This window comes from Buttiauxella sp. AC038 (genome assembly GCF_979253565.1).
Map to the genome: position 1 here is coordinate 4,791,685 of NZ_CEEDCQ010000001.1, position 23,764 is coordinate 4,815,448.

General features: G+C 49.4%; 18 protein-coding genes, 4 tRNA genes, 1 other RNA gene and 1 pseudogene. 5 read left to right on the forward strand and 19 right to left on the reverse strand.

Annotation, left to right across the window (positions count from 1 at the left end; translation table 11 throughout):
• The first annotated feature begins 2 nt into the window (after positions 1–2).
• The gene (hemY, locus tag AC0IXI_RS22645; RefSeq protein ID WP_471683144.1) at positions 3–1,199 is read left to right on the forward strand and encodes a protoheme IX biogenesis protein HemY; all 1,197 of its coding nucleotides are present in this window, start codon (positions 3–5) and stop codon (positions 1,197–1,199) included.
• A gap of 629 nt (positions 1,200–1,828) precedes the next feature.
• On the opposite strand, the gene AC0IXI_RS22650 is transcribed toward hemY, so the two are convergent.
• The 17 genes and pseudogenes from AC0IXI_RS22650 to trxA all read right to left on the reverse strand — a co-directional run bounded on the left by AC0IXI_RS22650 (position 1,829) and on the right by trxA (position 15,686).
• A non-coding RNA gene (locus tag AC0IXI_RS22650) (RtT sRNA) lies at positions 1,829–1,942 on the reverse strand.
• 35 nt (positions 1,943–1,977) lie between these two features.
• Positions 1,978–2,054 (reverse strand) — tRNA-Pro (locus AC0IXI_RS22655).
• Between the two features lie 39 nt (positions 2,055–2,093).
• A tRNA-Leu gene (locus tag AC0IXI_RS22660) sits at positions 2,094–2,180 on the reverse strand.
• A gap of 17 nt (positions 2,181–2,197) precedes the next feature.
• Positions 2,198–2,273, reverse strand: a tRNA-His gene (locus tag AC0IXI_RS22665).
• A gap of 72 nt (positions 2,274–2,345) precedes the next feature.
• Positions 2,346–2,422 (reverse strand) — tRNA-Arg (locus AC0IXI_RS22670).
• Positions 2,423–2,579: 157 nt separating this feature from the next.
• Positions 2,580–3,320 carry a lipopolysaccharide N-acetylmannosaminouronosyltransferase gene (gene wecG / locus AC0IXI_RS22675; protein ID WP_064515176.1) on the reverse strand — a complete coding sequence of 247 codons (741 nt, stop codon included), beginning with the start codon at positions 3,318–3,320 and terminating at the stop codon, positions 2,580–2,582.
• Complete coding sequence (gene wzyE, locus AC0IXI_RS22680; RefSeq protein ID WP_471683145.1) at positions 3,317–4,693, reverse strand: ECA oligosaccharide polymerase; 1,377 nt, start codon at positions 4,691–4,693, stop codon at positions 3,317–3,319. The genes wecG and wzyE overlap by 4 nt, the downstream gene beginning before the upstream one ends.
• Positions 4,690–5,769 (reverse strand): TDP-N-acetylfucosamine:lipid II N-acetylfucosaminyltransferase, encoded by a 1,080-nt coding sequence (locus AC0IXI_RS22685; RefSeq protein ID WP_471683146.1) that lies wholly within the window; start codon positions 5,767–5,769, stop codon positions 4,690–4,692. The genes wzyE and AC0IXI_RS22685 overlap by 4 nt, the downstream gene beginning before the upstream one ends.
• Positions 5,766–7,016 carry a lipid III flippase WzxE gene (gene wzxE / locus AC0IXI_RS22690; protein ID WP_064515171.1) on the reverse strand — a complete coding sequence of 417 codons (1,251 nt, stop codon included), beginning with the start codon at positions 7,014–7,016 and terminating at the stop codon, positions 5,766–5,768. The genes AC0IXI_RS22685 and wzxE overlap by 4 nt, the downstream gene beginning before the upstream one ends.
• A gap of 1 nt (position 7,017) precedes the next feature.
• A complete protein-coding gene (gene rffA, locus AC0IXI_RS22695) occupies positions 7,018–8,148 on the reverse strand; it encodes a dTDP-4-amino-4,6-dideoxygalactose transaminase (RefSeq protein WP_064515169.1) in 1,131 nt (376 codons plus the stop codon).
• Between the two features lie 4 nt (positions 8,149–8,152).
• Positions 8,153–8,827 carry a dTDP-4-amino-4,6-dideoxy-D-galactose acyltransferase gene (gene rffC / locus AC0IXI_RS22700; protein WP_064515262.1) on the reverse strand — a complete coding sequence of 225 codons (675 nt, stop codon included), beginning with the start codon at positions 8,825–8,827 and terminating at the stop codon, positions 8,153–8,155.
• A gap of 40 nt (positions 8,828–8,867) precedes the next feature.
• Positions 8,868–10,130 carry a UDP-N-acetyl-D-mannosamine dehydrogenase gene (gene wecC / locus AC0IXI_RS22705; RefSeq protein WP_413499681.1) on the reverse strand — a complete coding sequence of 421 codons (1,263 nt, stop codon included), beginning with the start codon at positions 10,128–10,130 and terminating at the stop codon, positions 8,868–8,870.
• Positions 10,127–11,260, reverse strand: coding sequence for a non-hydrolyzing UDP-N-acetylglucosamine 2-epimerase (gene wecB, locus AC0IXI_RS22710; protein ID WP_064515164.1), 1,134 nt, complete (start codon positions 11,258–11,260; stop codon positions 10,127–10,129). The genes wecC and wecB overlap by 4 nt, the downstream gene beginning before the upstream one ends.
• A gap of 62 nt (positions 11,261–11,322) precedes the next feature.
• Positions 11,323–12,372: an ECA polysaccharide chain length modulation protein gene (gene wzzE / locus AC0IXI_RS22715; protein WP_471683147.1), complete on the reverse strand. Its 1,050-nt coding sequence runs from the start codon at positions 12,370–12,372 to the stop codon at positions 11,323–11,325.
• A gap of 23 nt (positions 12,373–12,395) precedes the next feature.
• Positions 12,396–13,486, reverse strand: a pseudogene (wecA, locus tag AC0IXI_RS22720) (UDP-N-acetylglucosamine--undecaprenyl-phosphate N-acetylglucosaminephosphotransferase).
• Between the two features lie 252 nt (positions 13,487–13,738).
• Complete coding sequence (gene rho, locus AC0IXI_RS22725) at positions 13,739–14,998, reverse strand: transcription termination factor Rho (protein WP_064515157.1); 1,260 nt, start codon at positions 14,996–14,998, stop codon at positions 13,739–13,741.
• 358 nt (positions 14,999–15,356) lie between these two features.
• A complete protein-coding gene (gene trxA, locus AC0IXI_RS22730) occupies positions 15,357–15,686 on the reverse strand; it encodes a thioredoxin TrxA (RefSeq protein ID WP_034461718.1) in 330 nt (109 codons plus the stop codon).
• A 118-nt stretch (positions 15,687–15,804) separates the two neighbouring features.
• Here trxA and rhlB point away from each other — a divergent pair, with 118 nt between their 5' ends.
• Both rhlB and gppA read left to right on the forward strand, forming a co-directional pair.
• On the forward strand, positions 15,805–17,076 hold the full coding sequence (rhlB, locus tag AC0IXI_RS22735) for an ATP-dependent RNA helicase RhlB (protein WP_034461719.1): 1,272 nt from the start codon (positions 15,805–15,807) through the stop codon (positions 17,074–17,076).
• A 6-nt stretch (positions 17,077–17,082) separates the two neighbouring features.
• The gene (gene gppA / locus AC0IXI_RS22740) at positions 17,083–18,567 is read left to right on the forward strand and encodes a guanosine-5'-triphosphate,3'-diphosphate diphosphatase (RefSeq protein WP_064515155.1); all 1,485 of its coding nucleotides are present in this window, start codon (positions 17,083–17,085) and stop codon (positions 18,565–18,567) included.
• 1 nt (position 18,568) lies between these two features.
• On the opposite strand, the gene rep is transcribed toward gppA, so the two are convergent.
• Positions 18,569–20,590, reverse strand: a complete 2,022-nt coding sequence (gene rep / locus AC0IXI_RS22745; protein WP_064515153.1) for a DNA helicase Rep — start codon at positions 20,588–20,590, stop codon at positions 18,569–18,571.
• 120 nt (positions 20,591–20,710) lie between these two features.
• Between rep and ppiC the strand changes: the two genes are divergently transcribed.
• Positions 20,711–20,992, forward strand: a complete 282-nt coding sequence (gene ppiC, locus AC0IXI_RS22750) for a peptidylprolyl isomerase PpiC (RefSeq protein WP_064515151.1) — start codon at positions 20,711–20,713, stop codon at positions 20,990–20,992.
• Between the two features lie 170 nt (positions 20,993–21,162).
• On the opposite strand, the gene ilvC is transcribed toward ppiC, so the two are convergent.
• Complete coding sequence (gene ilvC, locus AC0IXI_RS22755) at positions 21,163–22,638, reverse strand: ketol-acid reductoisomerase (RefSeq protein WP_422569764.1); 1,476 nt, start codon at positions 22,636–22,638, stop codon at positions 21,163–21,165.
• A gap of 165 nt (positions 22,639–22,803) precedes the next feature.
• On the opposite strand from ilvC, the gene ilvY reads away from it, so the two are divergent.
• Entirely contained in the window at positions 22,804–23,706 is a 903-nt protein-coding gene (gene ilvY / locus AC0IXI_RS22760; RefSeq protein ID WP_471683148.1) for an HTH-type transcriptional activator IlvY, read from the forward strand.
• The last annotated feature ends 58 nt before the right edge of the window (positions 23,707–23,764 follow it).

The window sequence follows — 23,764 nt, forward strand, 5'->3', positions numbered from 1 at the left end:
GCATGATTAAAGTCTTATTGCTCTTTCTGTTGTTGATCGCCGGGATCGTGCTTGGGCCAATGCTGGCCGGACATCAGGGTTATGTGCTGATCCAAACTGATACTTACAACGTTGAAACCAGCGTCACTGGTCTGGTGATCATTTTGATCCTGACCATGGTCGTGTTATTTGCCATCGAATGGATCCTGCGCCGTGTTTTCCGTACCGGGGCTCGTACCCGTGGTTGGTTTGTTGGGCGTAAAAGCAGTCGAGCGCGCAAGCAAACTAAAGCGGCGCTGCTGAAATTAGCAGAGGGTGACTATCAGCAAGTTGAGAAGCTGATGCTGAAAAATGCCGATCATGCCGAACAGCCAGTCGTGAACTATTTACTGGCAGCAGAAGCCGCACAACAGCGTGGCGATGAAATTCGTGCCAATCAGCATCTGGAACGCGCAGCCGAACTGGCAGATAACGACCAACTGCCGGTTGAGATTACCCGTGTGCGTCTGCAATTGACTCGCAATGAAAACCACGCGGCACGTCATGGTGTAGATAAGCTGCTGGAGATTTCTCCGCGCCACCCTGAAGTGCTGCGTCTTGCGGAAATGGCATATGTCCGCACCGGAGCATGGGGATCACTGCTCGACATTTTGCCCGCCATGGACAAAGTCCAGATTGGCGATGAAGCCCACCGCCTTGCGCTTCAACAGCAGGCCTGGATTGGCCTGATGGATCAAGCGATGGCGGAACAAGGTAACGATGGGCTGAAAGCCTGGTGGAAAAATCAAAGCCGTAAGACGCGTCATGAAACCGTGCTACAGGTCGCGATGGCGGAGCATCTTATTGAGTGTGACGATCATGATGCGGCACAGGAAATCATTCTTGATGGCCTGAAACGTCAGTACGACGAGCGTTTGATATTATTGATGCCACGTCTGAAATCAGGCAACCCGGAACAGCTCGAAAAAGCCCTGCGCCAGCAGATCAAGACACAAGGCGATCGTCCATTGCTTAATAGCACACTCGGTCAGTTACTGATGAAACACGGCGAATGGCAACAAGCGAGCGATGCTTTCCGTGAAGCACTCAAACAGCGTCCTGATGCCTTTGATTATGCATGGTTGGCTGATTGCCTGGATCGTCTGCATAACCCAGAAGAGGCGGCCTTGATGCGCCGTGATGGCCTGCTATTAACCCTGCAAAACAACCCCAATTCATAACACCCCAAGGGCGATAACTGTCGCCCTTACCCATTTCCTTCACGCAAAAAAAACACCTGCCAATTGGCAGGTGTCAAAACAGGTCTTTAAGACAACTAAGTGGTGCTTCACTCAACGTTATGTCCATGGTGTTGGATGAGGTCTGAAAGACGACATCTGTCGGTGGACGATAAGCACCGTAATCGGCTCTGCGTCATTCCTGGGTTTATGAAGCCTAAGCAAACATAAGAAGTGGAATGAGCATCTACATGTATATTATTGCACGATGCATGCCAGGTTTGAATTCGTAATTACCCTTAACCTGAAATCATTTTATATTCATGATGTTATCTCAGAAGACATGTGCACCACATTGGCTATTCCAGCCCTTTCAAAAATCGACAAGAGCGTCTCCTTTTGGAGACACTTAAACCGGGAATTATCGTTATTCATTTATATCAATAAGTTAAGAGTCACCAAACGGCGACAATAAATATCATGATGTCGTGATTTAGAGACTGGGGATTGGGATACGCGGTTGTATGATGCGGATTTTCCTGGTGAGCCAGGCACAGCACCATCCTTTCCTACAAACCCATAAACTGCAGACGTAAAAAAGCCCAACCTTGCCGGTTAGGCTTTCTTGAAATTGGTCGGCGAGAGAGGATTATTCCCCTACGGGCCGTTACTAAAGCAACGTTTTCTCGCTTCGCTCGGCTCAAACCTCCTGCGGAGATTCTCATCCTCTTCAAACTACAGATGCAAAAAAGCCAACCCGAAGGTTGGCTTTTTCTAAATTTGGTCGGCGAGAGAGGATTCGAACCTCCGACCCACTGGTCCCAAACCAGTTGCGCTACCAAGCTGCGCTACTCGCCGAAATACTGCATTCACTTCTTACTGCTTTCAACTTAGAGATGGTGCGAAGAGAGGGACTTGAACCCTCACGTCCGTAAGAACACTAACACCTGAAGCTAGCGCGTCTACCAATTCCGCCACCTTCGCAATATCACTAAATTAAATGGGGTGGCTAATGGGACTCGAACCCACGACAACTGGAATCACAATCCAGGGCTCTACCAACTGAGCTATAGCCACCACTGTAAATCTTTTCGCGCGGACTATCTTCTTGCGAAGAGTACCGCCGCAGCTCTGGCCCCATTCAATCAATGGTGCGCCCGACAGGATTCGAACCTGAGACCTCTGCCTCCGGAGGGCAGCGCTCTATCCAGCTGAGCTACGGGCGCATAGCGCCGTTGCGGGGTCGGATATTACGGCCTTCATGCTCACCTGTCTAGTGCTTATTTAAATAAAATGCGCATTTGGTTATGCTTTGCACATTCTGATGATTATCCAGCCAAATTTGGCCGTAAAACTCACTTTAACGCAATACCGGACGGCGTTTTATAGGCGGCCGGTGTAGTGCCAGGCCAGATAACGCAGCAACTTTATTTGGCGTGTAATGCGGCTCGGTTGCGACAATAAGCGATACAACCACTCAAGGCCCAGGTTTTGCCAGACTTTTGGAGCGCGTTTCACGTGCCCGGTAAAGACATCGTACGTCCCACCCACGCCCATATACAGAGCATCAGGGTAAACCTTGCGGCAATCGCGCATAAAGAGCTCCTGCCGCGGCGATCCCATCGCTACAGTGACAATAGCGGCACCGCTTTCCCGAATACGCTCAAACAAAGCCTGCTGCTGCTCGGCCTTGAAGTATCCATCCTGGCTACCAACAATATTAACGTTCCACTGTTTACGCAGTTTGGCTTCGGTTTGCGCCAATATTTCAGGTTTTCCACCGATCAGGAAAACAGGAGAACCTTCTCCGCCTGCACGCTGCATTAATGCTTCCCAGAGGTCGGCTCCCGGAACGCGAGAGACAACGGCACCTGGAAATTTTTTGCGAATCGAGCGCACCACGCTAATACCGTCAGCGTATTTGTATTCTGCGTTATCGATTAACACTCGCACTTGCTGGTCACGTTCTGCGGAGAGGATTTTCTCCGCATTAATCGCTACCAGCGTACCGCTACGCAGCGAGCCCCCTGCGTAGAGATAATCCAATGCATGCTGCATATCGCGCCAACCCAGTAGGCTCAAGCCACGAATCGTATAAGAAGGGGCTGTCGTGAGTTCTGTCATGATATTCCCTGCGATACATTTTGAGAGCCAGAAACAACTTGCGGTGAACGGCGTAGGCGTTGATGTATCAGCCCTGCACTATCAAATAGCCAGTAAAGCAGCTTCGCAAACAGCAAACAGACACCAAAGATAACCATGAAAAACACCACGCGGGAGACAAAAGAGTCCAATCCCTCACGCGCCAATACAATCATGTTAAAAATCGCCCCAAAGCAGAAACTATGCAAAATGGCGGCTTTGTACTTGTTGGTTTCAAGATTACCCAGGTCATACAACCAGTCGAACCATTTAATAATCAGCCCGACTACAACTGCACCTAATGGGATAAACCACACGCCACCCATAACCACCAGTGAACCAATTAACGTTGGTGAAATTGCCAGGCCAGAGTGGTTGTTAAGAACTTCCCAAGTAAAGTAGTTCGCACTGTTCAGGACAATCCCCGGACGGCCAGGCCATAACCAGGTCGGAATAAAGACATAGAAATCACGCACAATGGGCGCCAGCCCCTGGAACTCAATTTTGTCGTAATTCTGCAGCAGTAATCCCAAATTTTCCCACGGTGAAAAGGTATCGCGAGTCAGGTACAAGAAGGTGTAAAACGCCTCCTCTCCGTTGACGTTAAGCCCATAACGCTTCAATGCCAGCCAGAACATACCTACGATGCCAAATACACCCGCAGCCGCCAGCATCCACAGCGAGATCCAGCCGCGAATAATACCGATGAACAAAAAGATGGCGAACGCGATGATAATATTGGCTCGAGTCCCACCAACAATCATGTAAGTCAGCAGACCAAACGCCACAGTGCTCACCAGGAAAAACATCCAGGCTCGACCATCTTGCTTAAGAAAATAGACCACCAGCATCGCAGGGATGAAAAAGTAGAAGAAACGTTTTAACGCCACACCCGATACTTCGCTGGAGAAGATCTGACTATATGAGTGCAACTTAAACAGTAAGAAACCGTTATGCATAAAGAAGATGCTAACACTTACCAGCGCCACCACCATCAGCATTACCCACGCCAGATGAGTTTCAACACGGTTCATAGTAAACAACTGACGCCGAACCTCTGTAGTTCGTTTCTCCTGCAGCCGTGTTTTGTAGGCGACATAGTAAATACCGTAGAAGCAGACGGCAGCGAGTTGCGCTTGCAGTAGCACATCTGCCGGTACAACCGAGACCCCGAAACGAAACACCAGCGTACAGGTGAAGGGAAAACCAAAGAAAAATGTCAGCAGAAATAGTAATGAGAAGAACACATTAAAATTGAAACGCACCCGGCGGAATTCCTGGTACGTTAAAATACCAATGAACATCACTGATAAAAACCAGACCGCAAATAAACCGCCAAACTCTAGCAAACTCATGCGGCTTCTCCTGATGCTACGTCCAGCGCCCGCTTCCAGCCGTCGATATAATTAGGGTTAAAGAAAGCAATCTGTTGCTTATCTAGTAAGCGTAGTTGACGCTGCGCTTCGCGAACGATCTGCTCGTTTAGCGTATCGCCGGCAAAAAGCACGGGAATATGCTGTTCAGTCATATCCTGCCAGAACGGATTTTTACGGCTCAGCACGCAAGGAATACCCGCCTGAATCAGCAAGCAAAGTGTGCCAATACCTTGCTGGCGGTCAAAAATGAAATAGCCCAGCGAACACTGGCGCAAAAGAGCCAGATAATCATCAAAGGCCATACTTTCCTTCAGGATATGGAGGTTTTCTTCACTAAATAGCGCACGTCCAGCCTGCTCAACTTCATTGATATAAGCGTCGTTGTTAGTTGGATAGCCCATCGGTACTACCACGCGTACCGAGTCACCAAATTGTGCATGAATCGCTTTTAATGCTGCAATATGTTGGTTGCTATGATCGCCGGAGTTACCTACCAGAAACGTCATTTTTCCAACTTTTTCTTCAGTGTTGGCAAGGGTATTTAGAGAGGGGTCCATACGCGTCGGAAAGTAAATTAACTCACCTGGAACCTTTGGGTGGCGCTCATGGAAATAATTCAGGTCACCTCGTGTAGCGAATACTCTCCCCACTTGCCCTTGCGCAATGCGCCGCAACAAATAAAACGCCCGAAACTTGAAGCTTTTTGAGGCCTCGTAAAGGTCAGCGCCCCAAATGTGCCAGTTCATCTGAGCCGGTTTCAAGCCGCCAGTTAGCAACGCAATCCACAGTGAGCTATTAAACTGGCCGTGGAAGAAAAAGCGTTGTTGGCGATTGGCACGAGCTGCTGCTACAACGGCCTGCGCCAATGCTTTTTTCGTTGGATAGAGTGTCACGGCAAGCGTCGGAAAAGAGGACAATATTGAGTCGTCCTTCGAAACCACCATAAACTGGCGCGCATGCGGATTTGAGGCAGCCAGAGCATCATTGAAGAAGCGCAGCACCGTTTGGTTATGATGCGGGATATCCGATCCCAAAATGTGAATCAGTGTTGTCATGCTCGTCTACGATAAATGAGGAAAACGCTGCAACAGAGCGTGAAATAAATAATATACGTTGCCATATAAGCCTGAGCAGCCCCTAAAGCACCGTGCGCAGGTATAAGCCAATGTGAAAAACCAGTCAACAACGCAAACTGGCTGATTTCAGTCAAAACATAGAAGCGTAGCGATGCTTTCGCTATCACCAGATAACCAAACACATATGAGCCGACTTTCAGTACATCTCCTACCAACTGCCAGGCGAAGAGATCGCGCATCGCAATAAATTTATGCGAGAAAAGCAGCCAGATGGCGAAGTCGCGCAACAGCCAGACGGTGAAACTTGCCAGAGCAACCGCGGGCAAAACGAACTTCAGGGAGCGAACAATCTCACGGCTGATGTCATGTTTGCTGGTTAAGCGCGAAAGCGTTGGCAAAAGATAAACGCTAAACGAGGCGGTGATGAATTGCAGATAAGCATCGGAAATGCTGCTCACCCCTTGCCAAATACCGACATCATCCCAGCTGTAGTGGGCCGCCAGCAAATTTCGCATCATCACGTAAGCCACCGGCAGTGTCACCGACGTGATTAGCGCCATGATGGTGAATTTGCCAAGGCTGCTGGCATACACTTTATCCCAATGCGGTTTCAGATAACTAAGCGGCACATGTTCGCGGCGAACCAGCATAATCCCCGCAGGAATGAGCACCAGTGCAGGCACTAACGCCAGGCCCAACAACGCGCCCTGATAGCCGCCGAGGCGATAGCAGAGGTAATAGGCAATGACGCCAATGATACTGCCGCCAATCAGTGCCAGCGCATTACCGGCAGCATCACGAAACCCTTTCATAATGGCTAAAGACAAGTTCGCCCAGGCGATGCCCATCTGCACTAACGCCACCAGGCGTACTAACCCTTGGTAATTTTCATGCCCGAACAGGCCCAGACTGATTGGCTTCGCGGCGACAACAAAGATGATCGCCAATAGCGTTGAGAAGCCCAATACCATGGCCGATGAAGTACCGATGACTTTGCGTAACTGCTCGGGCTGATCGTGATACTGCGCGACGTATTTGGTCACGCCGTTGAAGATTCCCGCCCCGGCAAGCACGCCTAATACGGTAACCATCTGACGGAAGTTTCCCGCCTGCCCGACTCCGCTCGGCCCATATGCCACCGCAAGCAACTTCACCACCAGCAAACCGGCAGCAATTTTTACCAGCGTGGACCCGGCGGTCCACACTGAGGCTTTAGCAAGCGACATATCAGGAGAAGAAGCTTAACAACGTATTAATGACAGTACGTTGGTTCGCAGGAGATAAGTTATAGAACAGCGGCAAGCGCAGCAGGCGCTCACTTTCTTGAGTAGTGAAACGATCTTCACCATGGAAGTAACCAAACTTCTCACCGGCTGGGCAGCCATGCAGTGGGATGTAGTGGAACACAGCCAGAATTTCCGCCTCTTTCAAATACGCAATCAGAGCGCTGCGATCTTCGATATCACGTAGTTTGATATAAAACATATGCGCATTCTGCACGCAGTCTTTTGGAACAGACGGCAGTTCGATACGCCCGGCTTTTGCCAACGGAGCCAGGGCATCATGATAGGTATGCCACAGCTTCAGACGCTGCTGGTTAATCTTTTCTGCCGCTTCCAGTTGCGCCCAAAGATAAGCAGCCTGGAGATCGGCCATCAAGTAACTTGAACCAATATCACGCCAGGTATATTTGTCCACCTGGCCACGGAAGAACTGGCTACGGTTAGTGCCCTTCTCACGAATGATTTCTGCACGCTCAATCAACGATGGGTCGTTAATCAGTGTCGCGCCACCTTCACCACCTGCCGTGTAGTTTTTGGTTTCATGAAAGCTGAAGCAACCGATATGACCAATTGAACCCAGTGCGCGGCCTTTGTAGGTCGACATCACGCCCTGTGCGGCATCTTCTACCACAAACAGATTATGTTTGTCCGCAATCGCCATGATGGTGTCCATTTCGCAGGCTACACCAGCGTAATGAACGGGCACAATCACGCGAGTCTTCTCAGTAATTGCCGCTTCAATTAGCTTTTCATCAATATTCATGGTGTCCGGGCGCACATCGACAAAGACGATTTTCGCACCACGCAACACAAAAGCATTGGCAGTAGAAACAAAGGTATAACTCGGCATAATCACTTCATCGCCGGGTTCAATATTCAACAGTAACGCGGCCATTTCCAGCGATGCAGTACAGGAAGGGGTGAGCAGTACTTTTTTGCTGCCGAAGCGATGCTCCATCCATTGCTGGCAACGACGCGTGAAGCCGCCGTCACCACAGAGTTTGCCACTGCCCATTGCAGCCTGCATGTATTCGATTTCCGTGCCTACAACTGGCGGAGCATTAAATGGAATCATTTTTTCACCTGTATAACCAGAAGGCGGTGCTTTCTATAGTGGCACCGCTTTGAATATAACGTCGTAAAGCTGCGGTATTGCTGGTTTGTGTTGCCACGCGGAGTGTTTGTAGCCCCCGCAGTTGACACCAAAAACGCGCGGCGTCCATGAGCTGAGCACCAACGCCTCGTCCCGCCAGTAAGCCAATACGCGCTTCACGTTCATTAAGTTGGCGCATGCTCACAAAGCCTTGTATCGCCCCTGCGTCTTTTAACAACAGACACTCGTGATCAAAACTACCTAGCACCGCATTCTCAACCCATTGGGCGTAAAAACGGCCGCTGTCAGCAGGTTGATACCAAGGTGCACGAAACCGACTTTGTGTGAAAATTCTAGCGGCTAAATCCCGCAATACAGGAATGTCAGCGCTTGTGGCTAACTCGACAGAAAGTGCTGCATTTTGTATGCCAGGCTGTAGAGCAAGATCAACTTCCCCTTCAACCAGCTGAAAACCAAGCTGCTGCAAACCATCAAGCCAATCGGTCCGCTGAGCAGGGATTTTCGCCTGCACGCGGGAATACGCATCAAGGCTTTGCGGGGTAAGCAAGGAGGCTGCATCGTCAAAACGAACGATAGCGCTGTTCACCGCAAAGAACTGATTCTCCCAGTTAAGAGATTCAATTCTTGCGTGAACAGGAATAGAGCAAGTCTTCATTGGCTTCACCAACCTTGGGCAGAACCTAGCGCCAGACCCCTTTGGTATCAACAATCCAGCTTTGCTGAATTTGCGAACCAGGAATGGCTTTGAAGGCATGGTGATCAACCAGCATCACCAACACATCAGCCTGTTGAAGAGCATCATCAATAGAAGCTAATTCACAACTACCGACCAATTTTTTCGGCAACTGGTGAATGTTTGGCTCAACAGCCAGCGTTTTACCATTATGCCAGGTGCTGAGAAGCTCAGCGATTTCCATAGCCGGGCTTTCACGCAGGTCATCAATATTCGGTTTAAACGCAAGGCCAAAGCAGGCAATGGTAATTTCACTGGCACGCTTGCCGGTTTCAGCAAGGCAATCAGCGACAGCAGCTTTCACCTGGTTTACTACCCAGTGTGGTTTACCATCATTAACTTCACGCGCCGTACGAATCAGCTGTGCCTGTTCAGGGTTTTGAGCAACGATGAACCACGGATCTACCGCGATACAATGCCCACCCACGCCCGGTCCTGGCTGCAAAATATTGACTCGCGGATGGCGATTAGCCAGACGAATCAACTCCCAGACGTTGATCTCTTGATCGGCACAAATCAGGGATAGCTCATTTGCGAAGGCAATATTCACATCGCGGAAGCTATTTTCCGTCAGCTTGCACATTTCAGCAGTGCGGGAATTCGTCACCACGCACTCGCCTTCAAGGAAGATTTTGTAGAGTTCGCTGGCACGAGCAGAGCAAACTGGCGTCATACCACCAATAACACGATCGTTTTTGATAAGCTCAACCATCACCTGACCCGGCAGTACGCGTTCCGGGCAGTAGGCGACATTAATATCTGCCGCTTCACCAGCCTGCTGTGGGAATGTCAGGTCAGGGCGAAGCTCTGCTAACCAACCCGCCATTTGCTCGGTAGAACCGACTGGCGAGGTGGACTCCAGAATCACCAGCGCACCTTTCTTAAGTACCGGAGCGATGGATTCCGCCGCTGCTTTGACAAAAACCATGTCGGGTTGGTGATCGCCTTTGAAGGGCGTTGGTACTGCAATTAAATAAGCATCTGCTTCAACTGGTTGGGTACTAGCGCGCAAGAACCCACCTTCCACCGCCGCTTTAACCACCTTATCCAGATCTGGCTCAACAATGTGAATTGCACCACGATTAATGGTGTCTACCGCATGCTGGTTGATATCAATACCGACGACATTTTGCTGTTTAGACGCAAATGCTGCCGCGGTTGGCAATCCGATATAACCCAGACCAATCACAGAGATGGTTGCAAAACTCATTGTTGTGTCACCTGATTTTTCTTCAATGCAGCCAAAATTTGCTCACAAGCCTTGCCATCACCATAAGGATTATGAGCACGACTCATAACTTGATATTCATCTTCGTCTTTCAACAAGCGCGTAACCTGGCGAACAATTTCTTGTGTATCCGTACCGACCAAACGAACGGTGCCTGCATCAACCGCTTCCGGGCGCTCTGTCGTATCACGCATCACCAGCACGGGTTTACCCAGTGATGGTGCTTCTTCCTGGATGCCACCAGAGTCGGTAAGAATCAGGTATGCATGATTCATCAAATAGACAAACGGTAAGTATTCTTGCGGGTCAATCAGCACCACATTTTTGACATCCCCCAGAATGCGCGTCACAGGTTCGCTGACATTCGGGTTCAGGTGCACAGGATAAACAATCTGGACATCACTGTTTTCTTTGGCAATCTGCGCCAGTGCATGGCAAATCCGCTCAAAGCCATTACCAAAACTTTCACGGCGGTGGCCAGTGACCAAAATCAGCTTTTTGCTGCTATCCAGAAACGGATAACACTGCGCCAGAGAGCTATGCAAAGCATCATCCGCAAGTACACGATCGCGAACAGAAATCAGCGCATCAATCACAGTGTTACCGGTGACGAATATCTTATTGTCACTGATATTTTCGCGTAATAAGTTTTGTCGAGAATTCTCGGTTGGGGCGAAGTGATACAGAGCCAAGTGCCCGGTCAGAGTTCTGTTTGCCTCTTCCGGCCACGGAGAATACAGATCACCAGTGCGCAAACCTGCTTCAACATGTCCTACAGGAATCCGCTGATAAAATGCGGCAAGACTAGTGGCAACTGTAGTCGTAGTATCACCATGAACCAGAACAACATCAGGCTTGAATGACTCAAGTATCGGCTTCAATCCTTCGAGAATGCGGCAGGTAATTTCCGTAAGCCCCTGCCCCGGTTTCATGATGTTTAAATCATAATCCGTCTCGATAGAAAATAAATTCAGCACCTGATCCAACATCTCGCGATGCTGCGCGGTCACGCATACTCTTGCGTCAAAAAACGCGTCTTTTGCCAACGCATCAACCAGAGGAGCCATTTTAATAGCTTCCGGGCGCGTGCCAAAAACAGTTAACACTTTCACAGCAATTCTCTTTTGTTAAAAAAGGTGAAGGCCGTCCATCGAGCCTTCACCGGGTAAGGGCGTTACAAATATTTTGGACGGCGGGCTAATGCCACACCCGCGCCAATCAGGGCCCCAACCATACCCCACATAATCATCAAGAATGCCCGGCGTGGACTATCACGCTTCACAGGTTCCTCAGGGGTACGTAAATAGCGATATGTCTGGAAACGCGCGTCAAGCGTTGGCCCCACGTTCAAAGTCGCCAGCATGGCTCGATTCTGGTCGTAGTCGATGCTGTAACTCGGACCGACAGCTTGCAGGCTTTCAAGACGAGCTTGCAGCATAGGGCGTCCTAACATGAACATTTCAGAATCAGGTAACTCGTCGGCGGGAACTTCTGTTTCACTCTTTGCAATATTTTGCTGCTGCGCAATCTTCAGCGCTTGTTCCACACTGTGCACTTTGCGGTCAAAAATTGACTGAGCCACTGCTTCCTGACGCTTAACTTGCGCTTTCATCTGAATTGTACGAGCAGCCCAGGCGCCCGTTAGTTCTTCGTTAAGATGACTCGCAGCACGCTGGCTGGCAAAAGCGACGTACTGCCGCAGCAAGTTATTCGCATCAGCAGCTGTTTCTGCAATTAGTTTCACGCTATCGCTGATATTGCGTGTGGCATCGCCAGCTGAAAATTGAATATTATCAATTAGTTCATCTAGCAATGCGGCATCAATTTTACTGTTGCCAACCTGACGCTGTTTGTAATAGTCGGTCTGTAGCCAAAAGTCACGACGAGTATCATATGCAGATAATTGCATGATGAACTCTTTATAGGCTTCATCCATCACCGAAGGCTGATCGACGGAAACCATATTAGCTTTAGTATCAAGATTACGTAGGAATTGCTGTTGCGAATAATACCCACCCATCATGTTAACTGTCGGGCGATCGGTTATCGCATTAGCACTCCACTCCTGCTTGGCAAAGAAGGTGTAGATGAATGCAATGGCCGCAAATAACACTGCCAGACCAACAATCCACAGCTTTCCTTGCCACAGTGTCCGGAATAAACCACGAATGTCCAACTCGTTGTCCACCATTCCCGGATTACTTCCTGGCACGTTTTGTTTCATCACTTCCCCGACTACTTTTAGAATTAAGAAATACTGCTGGTATTTCTACGTTGCCGACGCTTATGACGTCTTATAAAACGAGCAACTTTCCAGGCTCGTTTGATACAGTAATCATAGAGAACAAATGCAAGCAAGAATAATGCCAACATCACCCACTCTGGAATGGAGTGTATGTATTCAGCCGCAACACCAATTGACGCCAGAAGAGCTGCCGCTGCGGTGATCAGCACAAATGCCTGTCGAGAAGTAAAGCCGGCGCGCATAATCAAGTGGTGAATATGCTGGCGATCTGGGGAGAATGGGCTCATACCTTTGCGTAGCCGGCGATACATGATGGCAATCATATCCATCAATGGAATGGCAATAATCCATAATGCGGTGACAGGGCTAATAGGATGGGTTTGACCCTGCGTAGTTTCAAGCAAGATCCAGATGACGGTAAAACCAATAAGAGTACTCCCCGCATCACCCATAAAAACTTTATAGCGACGACCCAGTATCCCAAGGTTTAAAAGAATATAAGGCAGAATGGCGGCAATCATTGCGAAGCACCACATGGCCAGGCTCAATTGCCCATCGAAATAAAGGATAATCCCCATTGCCGCAAAGGAGACGCAAGAAAGTCCCCCCAGTAGACCGTCAATACCATCAACCATGTTGAAAGCATTTATTGCGGCCCAAACTGCAAACAAGGTTAAGAAATAACCAAAGGGGCCAAGAACCATTTCCCAGGAGCCAAAAATATACCCGAGACTGAGCAGGTACAATTTTCCGACCACCATCATCACAATACCGATTAAAGCTTGAATCGAAGCCCTAATTTTTACACTGATATCAAAACGGTCATCCAGTGCACCGACAAACACCAGCACACCAGCACACATCAAATAAAGCCATGCATGTGGGATATAGTAATTAGCGATAAGGAAAGTAAAGCAGATCCCGGCGTAGACAGAGATACCCCCGACTAAAGGAATCAGCCCTTGGTGGCGTTTACGGAAATTGGGTTTGTCTACCAGACCGATTTTTTTCGCCGCTTTGCGAGCAAAAAAAGAAAAATGGTGGTGAATAAAAAAATACAAACCAGGTCAGTTCCAGCGGTGATTAAATTCACAGTGCAAGCTCTCTGCAAAATAAAAGGTCAAGGACAACTTCTTTGAAGTCTACCCCGTCCAATGGTTATATACATCTAATCCTTGAACAGACTGATTATTATTCGAACAACACCTTTCAAGCATTGCTGTAAATAACATGATGGCATTCCTTGCCACAGTTAGTGCTTAACCGTGATCATTACAGCTATATCGTATATACCAGAAATGAAAAACGCCACGTCTAAGCGTGGCGTTCCCCGAGTTTTTGTTACTTACGAGCGCTTCATCATATCGAAGAAGTCTTCATTGGTTTTCGTCATCGCTAACTTATTGATGAGGAATTCCATTGCATCAATCTCACCCATTGGGTGGATGATTTTACGCAGGATCCACATTTTCTGCAGTTCTTCCTGGGTAGTAAGCAACTCTTCTTTACGTGTACCTGAACGATTGTAGTCAATAGCAGGGAACACACGCTTCTCAGCGATTTTACGCGCCAGATGCAGTTCCATGTTGCCGGTACCTTTAAATTCTTCGTAGATCACTTCATCCATTTTAGAACCGGTATCAACCAACGCTGTAGCGATGATAGTCAGACTACCACCCTCTTCTACGTTACGTGCAGCACCGAAGAAGCGTTTTGGACGATGCAGTGCGTTAGCATCCACACCACCAGTCAATACTTTACCTGATGCAGGTACAACGGTGTTGTACGCACGGGCCAGACGAGTGATGGAGTCGAGAAGAATGATAACGTCCTTCTTATGCTCAACCAGACGCTTCGCCTTCTCGATAACCATCTCGGCAACCTGAACGTGGCGGGATGCTGGCTCATCAAAGGTAGAAGCAACAACTTCACCTTTAACCAGACGTTGCATCTCAGTCACTTCTTCCGGACGTTCGTCGATAAGCAGAACCATCAACACACAATCTGGGTGGTTGTAAGCAATGCTGGTCGCGATGTTTTGCAGCAGCATAGTTTTACCGGCTTTCGGCGGAGCCACAATCAGGCCACGCTGACCGCGACCGATTGGCGATGCCAGATCCAGTACACGTGCAGTTAAGTCTTCGGTAGAACCGTTACCACGTTCCATGCGTAAACGAGAGTTAGCATGCAGCGGGGTTAAGTTTTCAAACAGGATTTTGTTACGCGCGTTTTCCGGCTTGTCATAGTTGACTTCGTTAACTTTCAGCAGTGCAAAGTAACGCTCACCTTCTTTCGGCGGGCGAATCTTACCGGAGATGGTATCCCCTGTGCGGAGGTTGAAACGGCGGATTTGGCTGGGAGAAACGTAGATATCATCAGGACCGGCGAGGTAGGAGCTGTCTGCAGAGCGGAGGAAACCAAATCCGTCCTGCAATATCTCCAGTACACCGTCACCAAAGATATCTTCACCACTCTTAGCATGTTGCTTCAGGATGGAGAAAATAATGTCCTGCTTGCGCATACGGGCTTGGTTTTCCAGCCCCATATTTTCGCCGAGAGTAATCAGCTCAGAAACCGGCGTATTCTTTAATTCGGTAAGATTCATAATGGTGGGTTCTTAAACTCGGGGTAAATCTCGAACATGTATCGTGAATGGTATGGCAGGATCATCCATGCCTGTTTAATGGCCACCACCACATGTCTTATCGCTGCCTGGTCATAGGAAAAACGCAGAACTGAAACGACACGACGGAATGGGTGATACGCCCGAAATCGATTATGCGACCGTATGTTCACTGTAAAACAGCGTCTTAGTGAAGGGAAACTGGAAGCATTGGGTATTACAAAGATTCAAACTACAAGACAAGTTCTAAATGCAGTAAAAGTAACTTAGCATGACTGACGCCGGGCGTCCAGCAGCTCACAAAAAATTGCGAACTACGCACGCACCGGCTGAGATTCCATTATGCCAGATTAGCGTCGAGGAACTCTTTTAACTGGCCTTTGGACAGCGCGCCAACTTTGGTCGCAGCCACTTCACCGTTCTTGAACAGCAACAGAGTTGGGATACCACGGATACCATATTTTGGTGCAGTGCCCGGGTTCTGATCGATATTCAGTTTAGCAACGGTCAGATTGCCCTGATATTCATCAGCGATTTCATCAAGAATCGGGGCGATCATCTTGCATGGACCACACCACTCTGCCCAGAAATCAACCAGGATCAGCCCATCAGCTTTTAGCACGTCCGTGTCGAAACTGTCGTCAGTCAGGTGAATAATTTTATCGCTCATGTTCTACTCCGCAGGATTATGTCTACCTTGTTGGTGTAGCATTAACCAACTTAAGGTTGACTTTATTTCACCGGATACGCTTTCGTAAAGCAATAGTTAGCTGATATTCTACCACACTATGAGCAAAACACATTTGACCGAACAGAAGTTTTCCGACTTCGCACTGCACCCTAAGGTGATTGAAGCCCTTGAAAATAAAGGGTTCCATAACTGCACCCCTATTCAGGCACTGGCACTACCGCTGACACTGGCGAATCGTGACGTTGCAGGGCAGGCGCAAACCGGTACTGGCAAAACGATGGCGTTTTTAACGTCAACGTTCCATTATTTACTCTCTCACCCGGTTCCAGAGAATCGCCAGGTGAACCAGCCGCGTGCCTTAATTATGGCGCCGACTCGTGAACTGGCAGTCCAAATTCACTCTGATGCAGAGCCACTAGCACAATCGACCGGCCTTAAACTCGGCCTGGCGTACGGTGGCGACGGCTACGATAAACAGCTTAAAGTGCTGGAAAGCGGTGTTGATATTCTTATCGGCACAACTGGTCGTTTGATTGATTATGCCAAGCAAAACCACATTAACTTAGGCGCAATTCAGGTTGTGGTGCTGGATGAAGCCGATCGCATGTACGATCTGGGCTTTATTAAAGATATTCGCTGGTTGTTCCGCCGTATGCCGCCAGTTACTCAACGCCTGAACATGCTGTTCTCTGCCACACTCTCTTACCGTGTGCGTGAACTGGCATTCGAGCAAATGAACAACGCGGAATACGTGGAAGTCGAGCCGGAGCAAAAAACGGGTCACCGCATCCAGGAAGAACTGTTCTACCCTTCAAACGAAGAGAAAATGCGTTTGCTGCAGACTCTCATCGAAGAAGAGTGGCCAGATCGCGCAATCATCTTTGCTAACACGAAACACCGTTGTGAAGATATCTGGGGTCACCTTGCAGCAGACGGCCACCGCGTTGGTCTGTTAACCGGCGATGTTGCTCAGAAAAAACGCCTGCGCATCCTCGAGGAATTCACCCGTGGCGATCTGGATATTCTGGTTGCAACCGATGTTGCCGCTCGCGGTCTGCATATCCCGTTAGTAACTCACGTTTTCAACTACGATCTTCCTGATGACTGCGAAGATTACGTTCACCGTATTGGCCGTACCGGTCGTGCTGGCGAAAGTGGTCATTCCATTAGTCTTGCGTGTGAAGACTATGCGTTGAACCTGTCTGCAATTGAGACTTACATTGGTCACTCAATTCCAGTCAGCAAGTACAAAACTGAAGCTCTGTTAAGCGAACTTCCTCCACCGAAGCGTCTGACTCGCGCCCGTCCGGGTAACGGTCCTCGCCGTAATGGTGGTGCTCCTCGTGGTAATCGCCGTCGCACAGGTTAAAAATTTATGCTCAGCTCCACCTCGCTGTATGCTGCAATAGATTTAGGCTCTAATAGCTTTCATATGTTGGTTGTACGTGAGGTGGCAGGGAGCATACAAACCCTTGCCAGGATTAAGCGAAAAGTACGCCTTGCTGCTGGTTTAAGCAGCGATAATACGCTTTCACGTGAAGCAATGGAGCGCGGGTGGCAATGCCTGCGCTTATTCGCTGAACGTCTTCAAGATATTCCTCAAAACCAAATTCGTGTTGTCGCAACCGCGACACTCCGTCTTGCCACCAATGCCAGCGAATTCATCCAGCAGGCTGAAAAAATCCTTGGCTGTCCGGTGCAAATTATCCATGGTGAAGAAGAAGCACGCCTGATTTATCAGGGTGTTGCCCATACAACAGGCGGTGCCGATCAACGCTTAGTGGTTGATATCGGTGGTGCTAGTACAGAACTGGTTACCGGCTCGGGGGCGCAAACCACCGCACTCTTTAGCTTATCAATGGGTTGTGTGACCTGGCTTGAGCGTTTTTTTAGTGACCGAAATCTTGCCAAAGAAAACTTCGATGCTGCCGAAAGTGCTGCAAAAGAAGTTCTCAGGCCGATTTGCGACCGGTTAAAACATCACGGTTGGAAAGTGTGTGTCGGTGCGTCAGGTACCGTGCAAGCACTGCAAGAAATCATGATGGCGCAAGGAATGGATGAGCGCATTACGCTTGCAAAACTCCAGCAGTTGAAGCAACGCGCGATTCAATGCGGGCGTCTTGAAGAATTAGAGATTGAAGGTTTAACGCTAGAAAGAGCCTTGGTATTCCCAAGCGGCCTCGCCATTTTGATTGCGATATTCGAAGAGTTATCAATTGACTGTATGACGCTCGCTGGCGGAGCTTTGCGTGAAGGACTGGTTTACGGAATGCTGCATCTGACTGTTAATCAAGAGATCAGAAGCCGTACCGTACGTAATATCCAGCGTCGCTTTATGGTGGATACCGGCCAGGCAGAACGCGTTCAACAATTAGCATTAGCCTTCACCACACAGTTAAGAGATGCATGGAGCCTAACGCCTCTCAGCATAGAAATGCTCAGCAGCGCGGCGTTACTTCATGAAGTTGGACTGAGTGTCGATTTCAAACAGGCGCCGCAACATGCTGCCTACCTGGTGAAGAACCTCGATCTTCCGGGATATACGCCAGCGCAGAAAAAGCTGCTGGCAACGCTAATGTTGAACCAGACAAACCCAGTCGATCTCTCTTCTCTCCACCAGCAAAACGCCGTACCACCTCGTATTGCGGAACATCTCTGTCGCTTGTTACGCCTGGCTATTATCTTCGCCAGCCGCCGTCGGGACGATATCTTGCCGGAAATTGCGCTAAACGTTGAAGGTGAAACCTTAAATCTCGAGCTTCCAGAAAAGTGGCTGGAATGCCACCCTCTAGGTGCTGAACTGCTTGCACAAGAAAGCCTGTGGCAAAGTTATGTCCATTGGCATTTAATAATTAAATAACTCAGCTTTTACGCGCTTTTGCCAGCATTTCACGGATGTTGGCGACATTACTCTGCCCCTTTGTCATCCGTTCTTCCGCAGAAACTACTTTGCGTTCCGTCTCCCACTGCAAATCATCTTGTGGCAATTCCAGCAAGAAACGACTCGGTTCCGGGCGGATCAATTCACCATACTGACGTCGCTCTTTGCAAAGCGTGAAGGTTAGCTCTTTCTGCGCACGAGTAATCCCCACGTAAGCCAGGCGGCGCTCTTCATCGATATTATCTTCGTCGATACTGCTCTGATGCGGCAAAATACCCTCTTCCATCCCGACTAAAAATACGTACGGGAACTCCAACCCTTTCGAGGCATGAAGGGTCATCAATTGCACCTGATCTGTATCTTCATCACTCTCGCCGCGTTCCATCATATCGCGCAGCGTAAAGCGGGTGACAACTTGGGTAAGCGTCATCGGCTCATCAATTTCTGAACCCTCCAGCATTTCCGTCATCCAGCTAAAAAGCAGGTTAACGTTCTTCATACGCATTTCGGCAGCTTTCTGACTGGGGGATGTTTCATACAACCAGCTTTCGTAGTCGATGCCGTGAATCAAATCACGTACCGCTGCGATAGGTTCGCGCTCAGCAAGTGTTGCTACATCGCGTAACCAATGAGTAAAACGCTGTAACGACTCCAGGCCACGACCATTTAGCGTTTGGCTTAAACCCATATCAAAACTTGCGCCAAATAAACCTTTATTACGCTGCGTTGCCCAGGTACCGAGTTTTTGCATCGTAACCGGGCCAATTTCACGTTTCGGTGTATTCACAATCCGCATAAATGCACTGTCATCATCTGGGTTGGTCAGCACACGCAGATAAGCCAGTAAATCTTTGATTTCAGGACGTGAAAAGAACGACGCACCACCAGAAATACGATAAGGAATGCGGTTTTGCATCAGCATTTTTTCAAACACGCGCGACTGGTGATTCCCACGATAGAGAATGGCGTAATCTTTGTAGTTGGTCTTATTGATGAAGTGATGGGCAATGAGCTCGCCAGTAACGCGCTCAGCTTCATGATCTTCACTGTTCGCGGTCAGCACTTTTAATTCGGTACCGTAACCCAGCTCCGAAAACAGCCGCTTTTCGAACACGTGAGGGTTATTGGCGATCAAAATGTTTGCCGCTTTCAGAATGCGCCCGGAAGAACGGTAATTCTGCTCAAGCTTAATGACCTGAAGCGCCGGGAAATCCTTGCTTAGCAAAACAAGGTTTTGCGGCCGTGCGCCACGCCAGGAGTAAATCGACTGGTCGTCATCGCCCACTACGGTAAACCTTGCTCGCGCGCCCACCAGCAGCTTCACCAGTTCGTACTGGCTGGTGTTGGTGTCCTGGTATTCATCCACAAGCAAATAGCGGATGCGGTTTTGCCAACGCTCGCGTACTTCTTCATTGCGCTGTAAAAGCAGCGTTGGCAGCAAAATCAGATCGTCAAAATCCAGTACGTTGCATGATTTCAGATGCGTATCGTAAAGCTCATAACAGTGGGCAAAAATTCGGTCGCGTTCTCCTTTCGCCTGCGCCGCGGCCTGCGACGGGGTCATCAGATCGTTTTTCCAGTTCGAGATCGTCGAGATCAACTGTTGCAATAACGTTTTATCGTCTTCGAGCAAACCTTCAGTCAGTTCTTTTAGCAACGCTGTCTGGTCAGTGTCATCAAACAACGAAAAGTTAGACTTCATGCCGAGAGCGGCAAACTCACGTTTGATTATCTCAAGCCCTAACGTGTGGAACGTTGAGATCAGCAGACCGCGTGATTCTTTGCGCCCAAGCGTTTGCGCCACACGTTCTTTCATCTCACGCGCCGCTTTGTTGGTAAAGGTCACGGCGGCTATATGGCGAGCCTGATAACCGCATTCGCGGATCAGATACGCCATTTTATTGGTGATAACACGCGTTTTGCCGGAACCAGCGCCCGCCAGGACCAGGCAAGGTCCTGTGACAAATTCGACGGCTTGTTGTTGGCCAGGGTTTAAACGCATAAAGGTCACTCAATGAAGTCAGGATAAAAACGAAGGTATCCCCGCAGTAACTGGAGGTACGAAGGGGAAAAACAGCGTGGTAGTATAGCGAGCGTAATCAATTTCACTCAAGGCACTATCATGGCAAAAACCGCGGCAGCATTGCATATCCTTGTTAAGGAAGAAAAACTGGCTCAGGAAATTTTGGCGCAGCTTCAAGCTGGCGGCGACTTTGAGAAACTGGCTAAAAAGCATTCCACCTGCCCATCAGGCAAAAAAGGTGGTCACTTAGGTGAATTCCGTCAGGGCCAGATGGTTCCGGCGTTCGATAAAGTGGTGTTTTCCTGCCCGCTGCTGGAGCCATATGGCCCGCTGCACACGCAGTTCGGATACCACATCATCAAAGTGTTATACCGCAACTAAAAAAAGCCCGGTAGCGTTAAGCTTACCGGGCCTGTATCAATGCTATACCGCTATGGATTTCGATTTGCAGCAAGGCGGCAAGCGAGTACTGCCCCGGGAGCATAGACAACTATGTGACTGGGGTGTACGAGCGCCGCCAACACAGCGGCGAATCGAAAGACGACGGGGTATTAACCTGCTACTGCAATACGCTTCATATCTTTCATGTAGCCACGCAGTTTCTTGCCAACGATTTCGATTTCGTGGTTACGAATCGCTTCGTTAACATCACGCAGTTGCGCGTTATCAACCGCACCGGCTGGGATTTCTTTACCCAGATCGCCTGCCTGCAGTGTTGTCATAAACTCTTTCAGCAATGGAACTGCTGCGTAAGAGAACAGGTAGTTGCCGTATTCAGCCGTGTCAGAGATAACCACGTTCATTTCGTACAGGCGCTTACGAGCGATGGTGTTCGCAATCAGCGGCAGCTCGTGCAGAGATTCGTAGTAAGCTGATTCTTCGATGATGCCCGCATCAACCATGGTTTCGAACGCCAGCTCAACGCCCGCTTTCACCATTGCGATCATCAGAACGCCTTTATCGAAGTATTCCTGCTCAGAAATCTTACCGTCAAACTGCGCCGCGGTTTCGAAGGCAGTTTTGCCGGTCTCTTCACGCCAGGTCAGCAGGTTCTTATCGTCATTTGCCCAGTCAGCCATCATGCCGGAAGAGAATTCGCCGGAGATGATGTCGTCCATGTGTTTCTGGAACAATGGAGCCATGATGGTTTTCAGTTGTTCAGACAACGCATAAGCACGCACTTTCGCCGGGTTGGACAAACGGTCCATCATCAGCGTGATGCCGCCTTGTTTCAGCGCTTCGGTGATGGTTTCCCAGCCGAACTGAATCAGTTTTTCTGCATATGTAGGGTCAGTGCCTTCTTCCACCAGCTTGTCGAAGCACAGCAGAGAACCGGCCTGCAGCATGCCACACAGAATAGTTTGTTCGCCCATCAGGTCAGATTTAACTTCTGCCACGAAGGAAGACTCCAGAACGCCCGCACGGTGGCCGCCAGTTGCCGCAGCCCAGGCTTTAGCGATGGCCATGCCTTCGCCTTTTGGATCGTTTTCCGGGTGAACCGCAATCAAAGTCGGTACACCGAAACCACGTTTGTATTCTTCACGAACTTCAGTACCCGGGCATTTTGGCGCAACCATCACCACGGTGATGTCCTTACGGATTTGCTCGCCAACTTCAACCACGTTGAAACCGTGGGAGTAACCCAATGCTGCACCGTCTTTCATCATCGGCTGAACAGCCTTAACAACCGCAGAGTGCTGTTTGTCTGGCGTCAGGTTAACAACCAGATCCGCTTGTGGGATCAGTTCTTCGTAAGTGCCAACTTTAAAACCGTTTTCTGTCGCTTTACGCCATGAAGCGCGTTTTTCAGCAATAGCTTCAGCACGCAGAGCATAAGCAACATCCAGACCAGAGTCGCGCATGTTCAGACCCTGGTTCAAGCCTTGTGCGCCACAACCGACGATGACGACTTTTTTGCCTTTGAGGTAGCTTGCTTCATCGGCGAATTCATCACGCCCCATGAAACGACATTTACCCAGTTGCGCCAACTGCTGACGCAGGTTCAAAGTATTGAAATAGTTAGCCATCGTGGTGGTACTCCATAATTGTTATGTTGTGCTTTGTAAGGTTCGCCAGCCGTGTCTTGCTTGCGATAATGAACTCACTATATGACAGGAAATGCGTTGCTGAAATTGATATATTAACAACGTGACGTTGCAATTTATGCAACGTAGAAACAAGGGCTGATGACCATGGATTTACGCGACCTGAAAATATTTATCCACCTTGCTGAAAGTCGCCATTTCGGCAGGAGCGCACGCGCGATGCATGTCAGCCCGTCGACGCTTTCGCGCCAGATCCAGCGCCTCGAAGAGGATTTAGGTCAACCCTTGTTTTTACGCGATAACCGCACCGTTACGCTAACTGAAGCCGGTGAACAGCTTAAACAGTTCGCGCAGCACACGCTTTTGCAGTATCAGCAGATGCGCCACACTATCGGCCAGGAAGGGCCATCACTGACCGGCGAACTGCATCTGTTTTGCTCAGTTACCGCCGCCTACAGCCATTTACCCCCGATTCTCGACAGATTCCGTGCGGAACATCCCAATGTGGAGATCAAACTGACCACTGGCGATGCCGCCGATGCGGTAGAGAAAGTGGATTCCGACGAAGCCGATCTTGCCATTGCCGGTAAGCCGGAGACATTGCCACCAGGCGTCGCATTCTCGATTCTGGATAACTTATCCGTGGCACTTATCGCCCCAGCGCTACCGTGTCCGGTGCGGGCGCAGGTGAACCAGCCAGATCCCGACTGGGCAAAAGTGCCGTTTATTTTGCCGGATCAAGGCCCGGTGCGCCGCCGTATTGAGCTATGGTTCCGCCGCCAGAAAATCAGCAATCCGTCGATTTATGCCACCGTCGGCGGCCATGAGGCGATGGTCTCTATGGTAGCGCTGGGATGCGGCGTGGCGCTGCTGCCGGAAATCGTGCTGGAAAATAGTCCCGAGCCGGTGCGTAACCGCGTGATGATCCTTGAACGTAGCGATGAGAAAACACCGTTTGAACTGGGTGTTTGCGTGCAGAAAAAGCGGCTGCATGAACCGTTGGTGGATGCCTTCTGGAAGATTGTTCTGGAGCGCAAAATCGCCGAATAGTGTTAACGAATTCAGCCCCCAGTCATGCCCCTGGTTCGGGAGATTAATTGGTATCAAA

Excerpts from the sequence above, each read along its gene's own strand:
- hemY (WP_471683144.1), top strand. The coding sequence starts at position 3 with ATGATTAAAGTCTTATTGCTCTTTCTGTTGTTGATCGCCGGGATCGTG.
- wecG (WP_064515176.1), bottom strand. The coding sequence starts at position 3,320 with ATGACAGAACTCACGACAGCCCCTTCTTATACGATTCGTGGCTTGAGC.
- wzyE (WP_471683145.1), bottom strand. The coding sequence starts at position 4,693 with ATGAGTTTGCTAGAGTTTGGCGGTTTATTTGCGGTCTGGTTTTTATCA.
- AC0IXI_RS22685 (WP_471683146.1), bottom strand. The coding sequence starts at position 5,769 with ATGACAACACTGATTCACATTTTGGGATCGGATATCCCGCATCATAAC.
- wzxE (WP_064515171.1), bottom strand. The coding sequence starts at position 7,016 with ATGTCGCTTGCTAAAGCCTCAGTGTGGACCGCCGGGTCCACGCTGGTA.
- rffA (WP_064515169.1), bottom strand. The coding sequence starts at position 8,148 with ATGATTCCATTTAATGCTCCGCCAGTTGTAGGCACGGAAATCGAATAC.
- wecC (WP_413499681.1), bottom strand. The coding sequence starts at position 10,130 with ATGAGTTTTGCAACCATCTCTGTGATTGGTCTGGGTTATATCGGATTG.
- wzzE (WP_471683147.1), bottom strand. The coding sequence starts at position 12,372 with ATGAAACAAAACGTGCCAGGAAGTAATCCGGGAATGGTGGACAACGAG.
- rho (WP_064515157.1), bottom strand. The coding sequence starts at position 14,998 with ATGAATCTTACCGAATTAAAGAATACGCCGGTTTCTGAGCTGATTACT.
- trxA (WP_034461718.1), bottom strand. The coding sequence starts at position 15,686 with ATGAGCGATAAAATTATTCACCTGACTGACGACAGTTTCGACACGGAC.
- rhlB (WP_034461719.1), top strand. The coding sequence starts at position 15,805 with ATGAGCAAAACACATTTGACCGAACAGAAGTTTTCCGACTTCGCACTG.
- gppA (WP_064515155.1), top strand. The coding sequence starts at position 17,083 with ATGCTCAGCTCCACCTCGCTGTATGCTGCAATAGATTTAGGCTCTAAT.
- rep (WP_064515153.1), bottom strand. The coding sequence starts at position 20,590 with ATGCGTTTAAACCCTGGCCAACAACAAGCCGTCGAATTTGTCACAGGA.
- ppiC (WP_064515151.1), top strand. The coding sequence starts at position 20,711 with ATGGCAAAAACCGCGGCAGCATTGCATATCCTTGTTAAGGAAGAAAAA.
- ilvC (WP_422569764.1), bottom strand. The coding sequence starts at position 22,638 with ATGGCTAACTATTTCAATACTTTGAACCTGCGTCAGCAGTTGGCGCAA.
- ilvY (WP_471683148.1), top strand. The coding sequence starts at position 22,804 with ATGGATTTACGCGACCTGAAAATATTTATCCACCTTGCTGAAAGTCGC.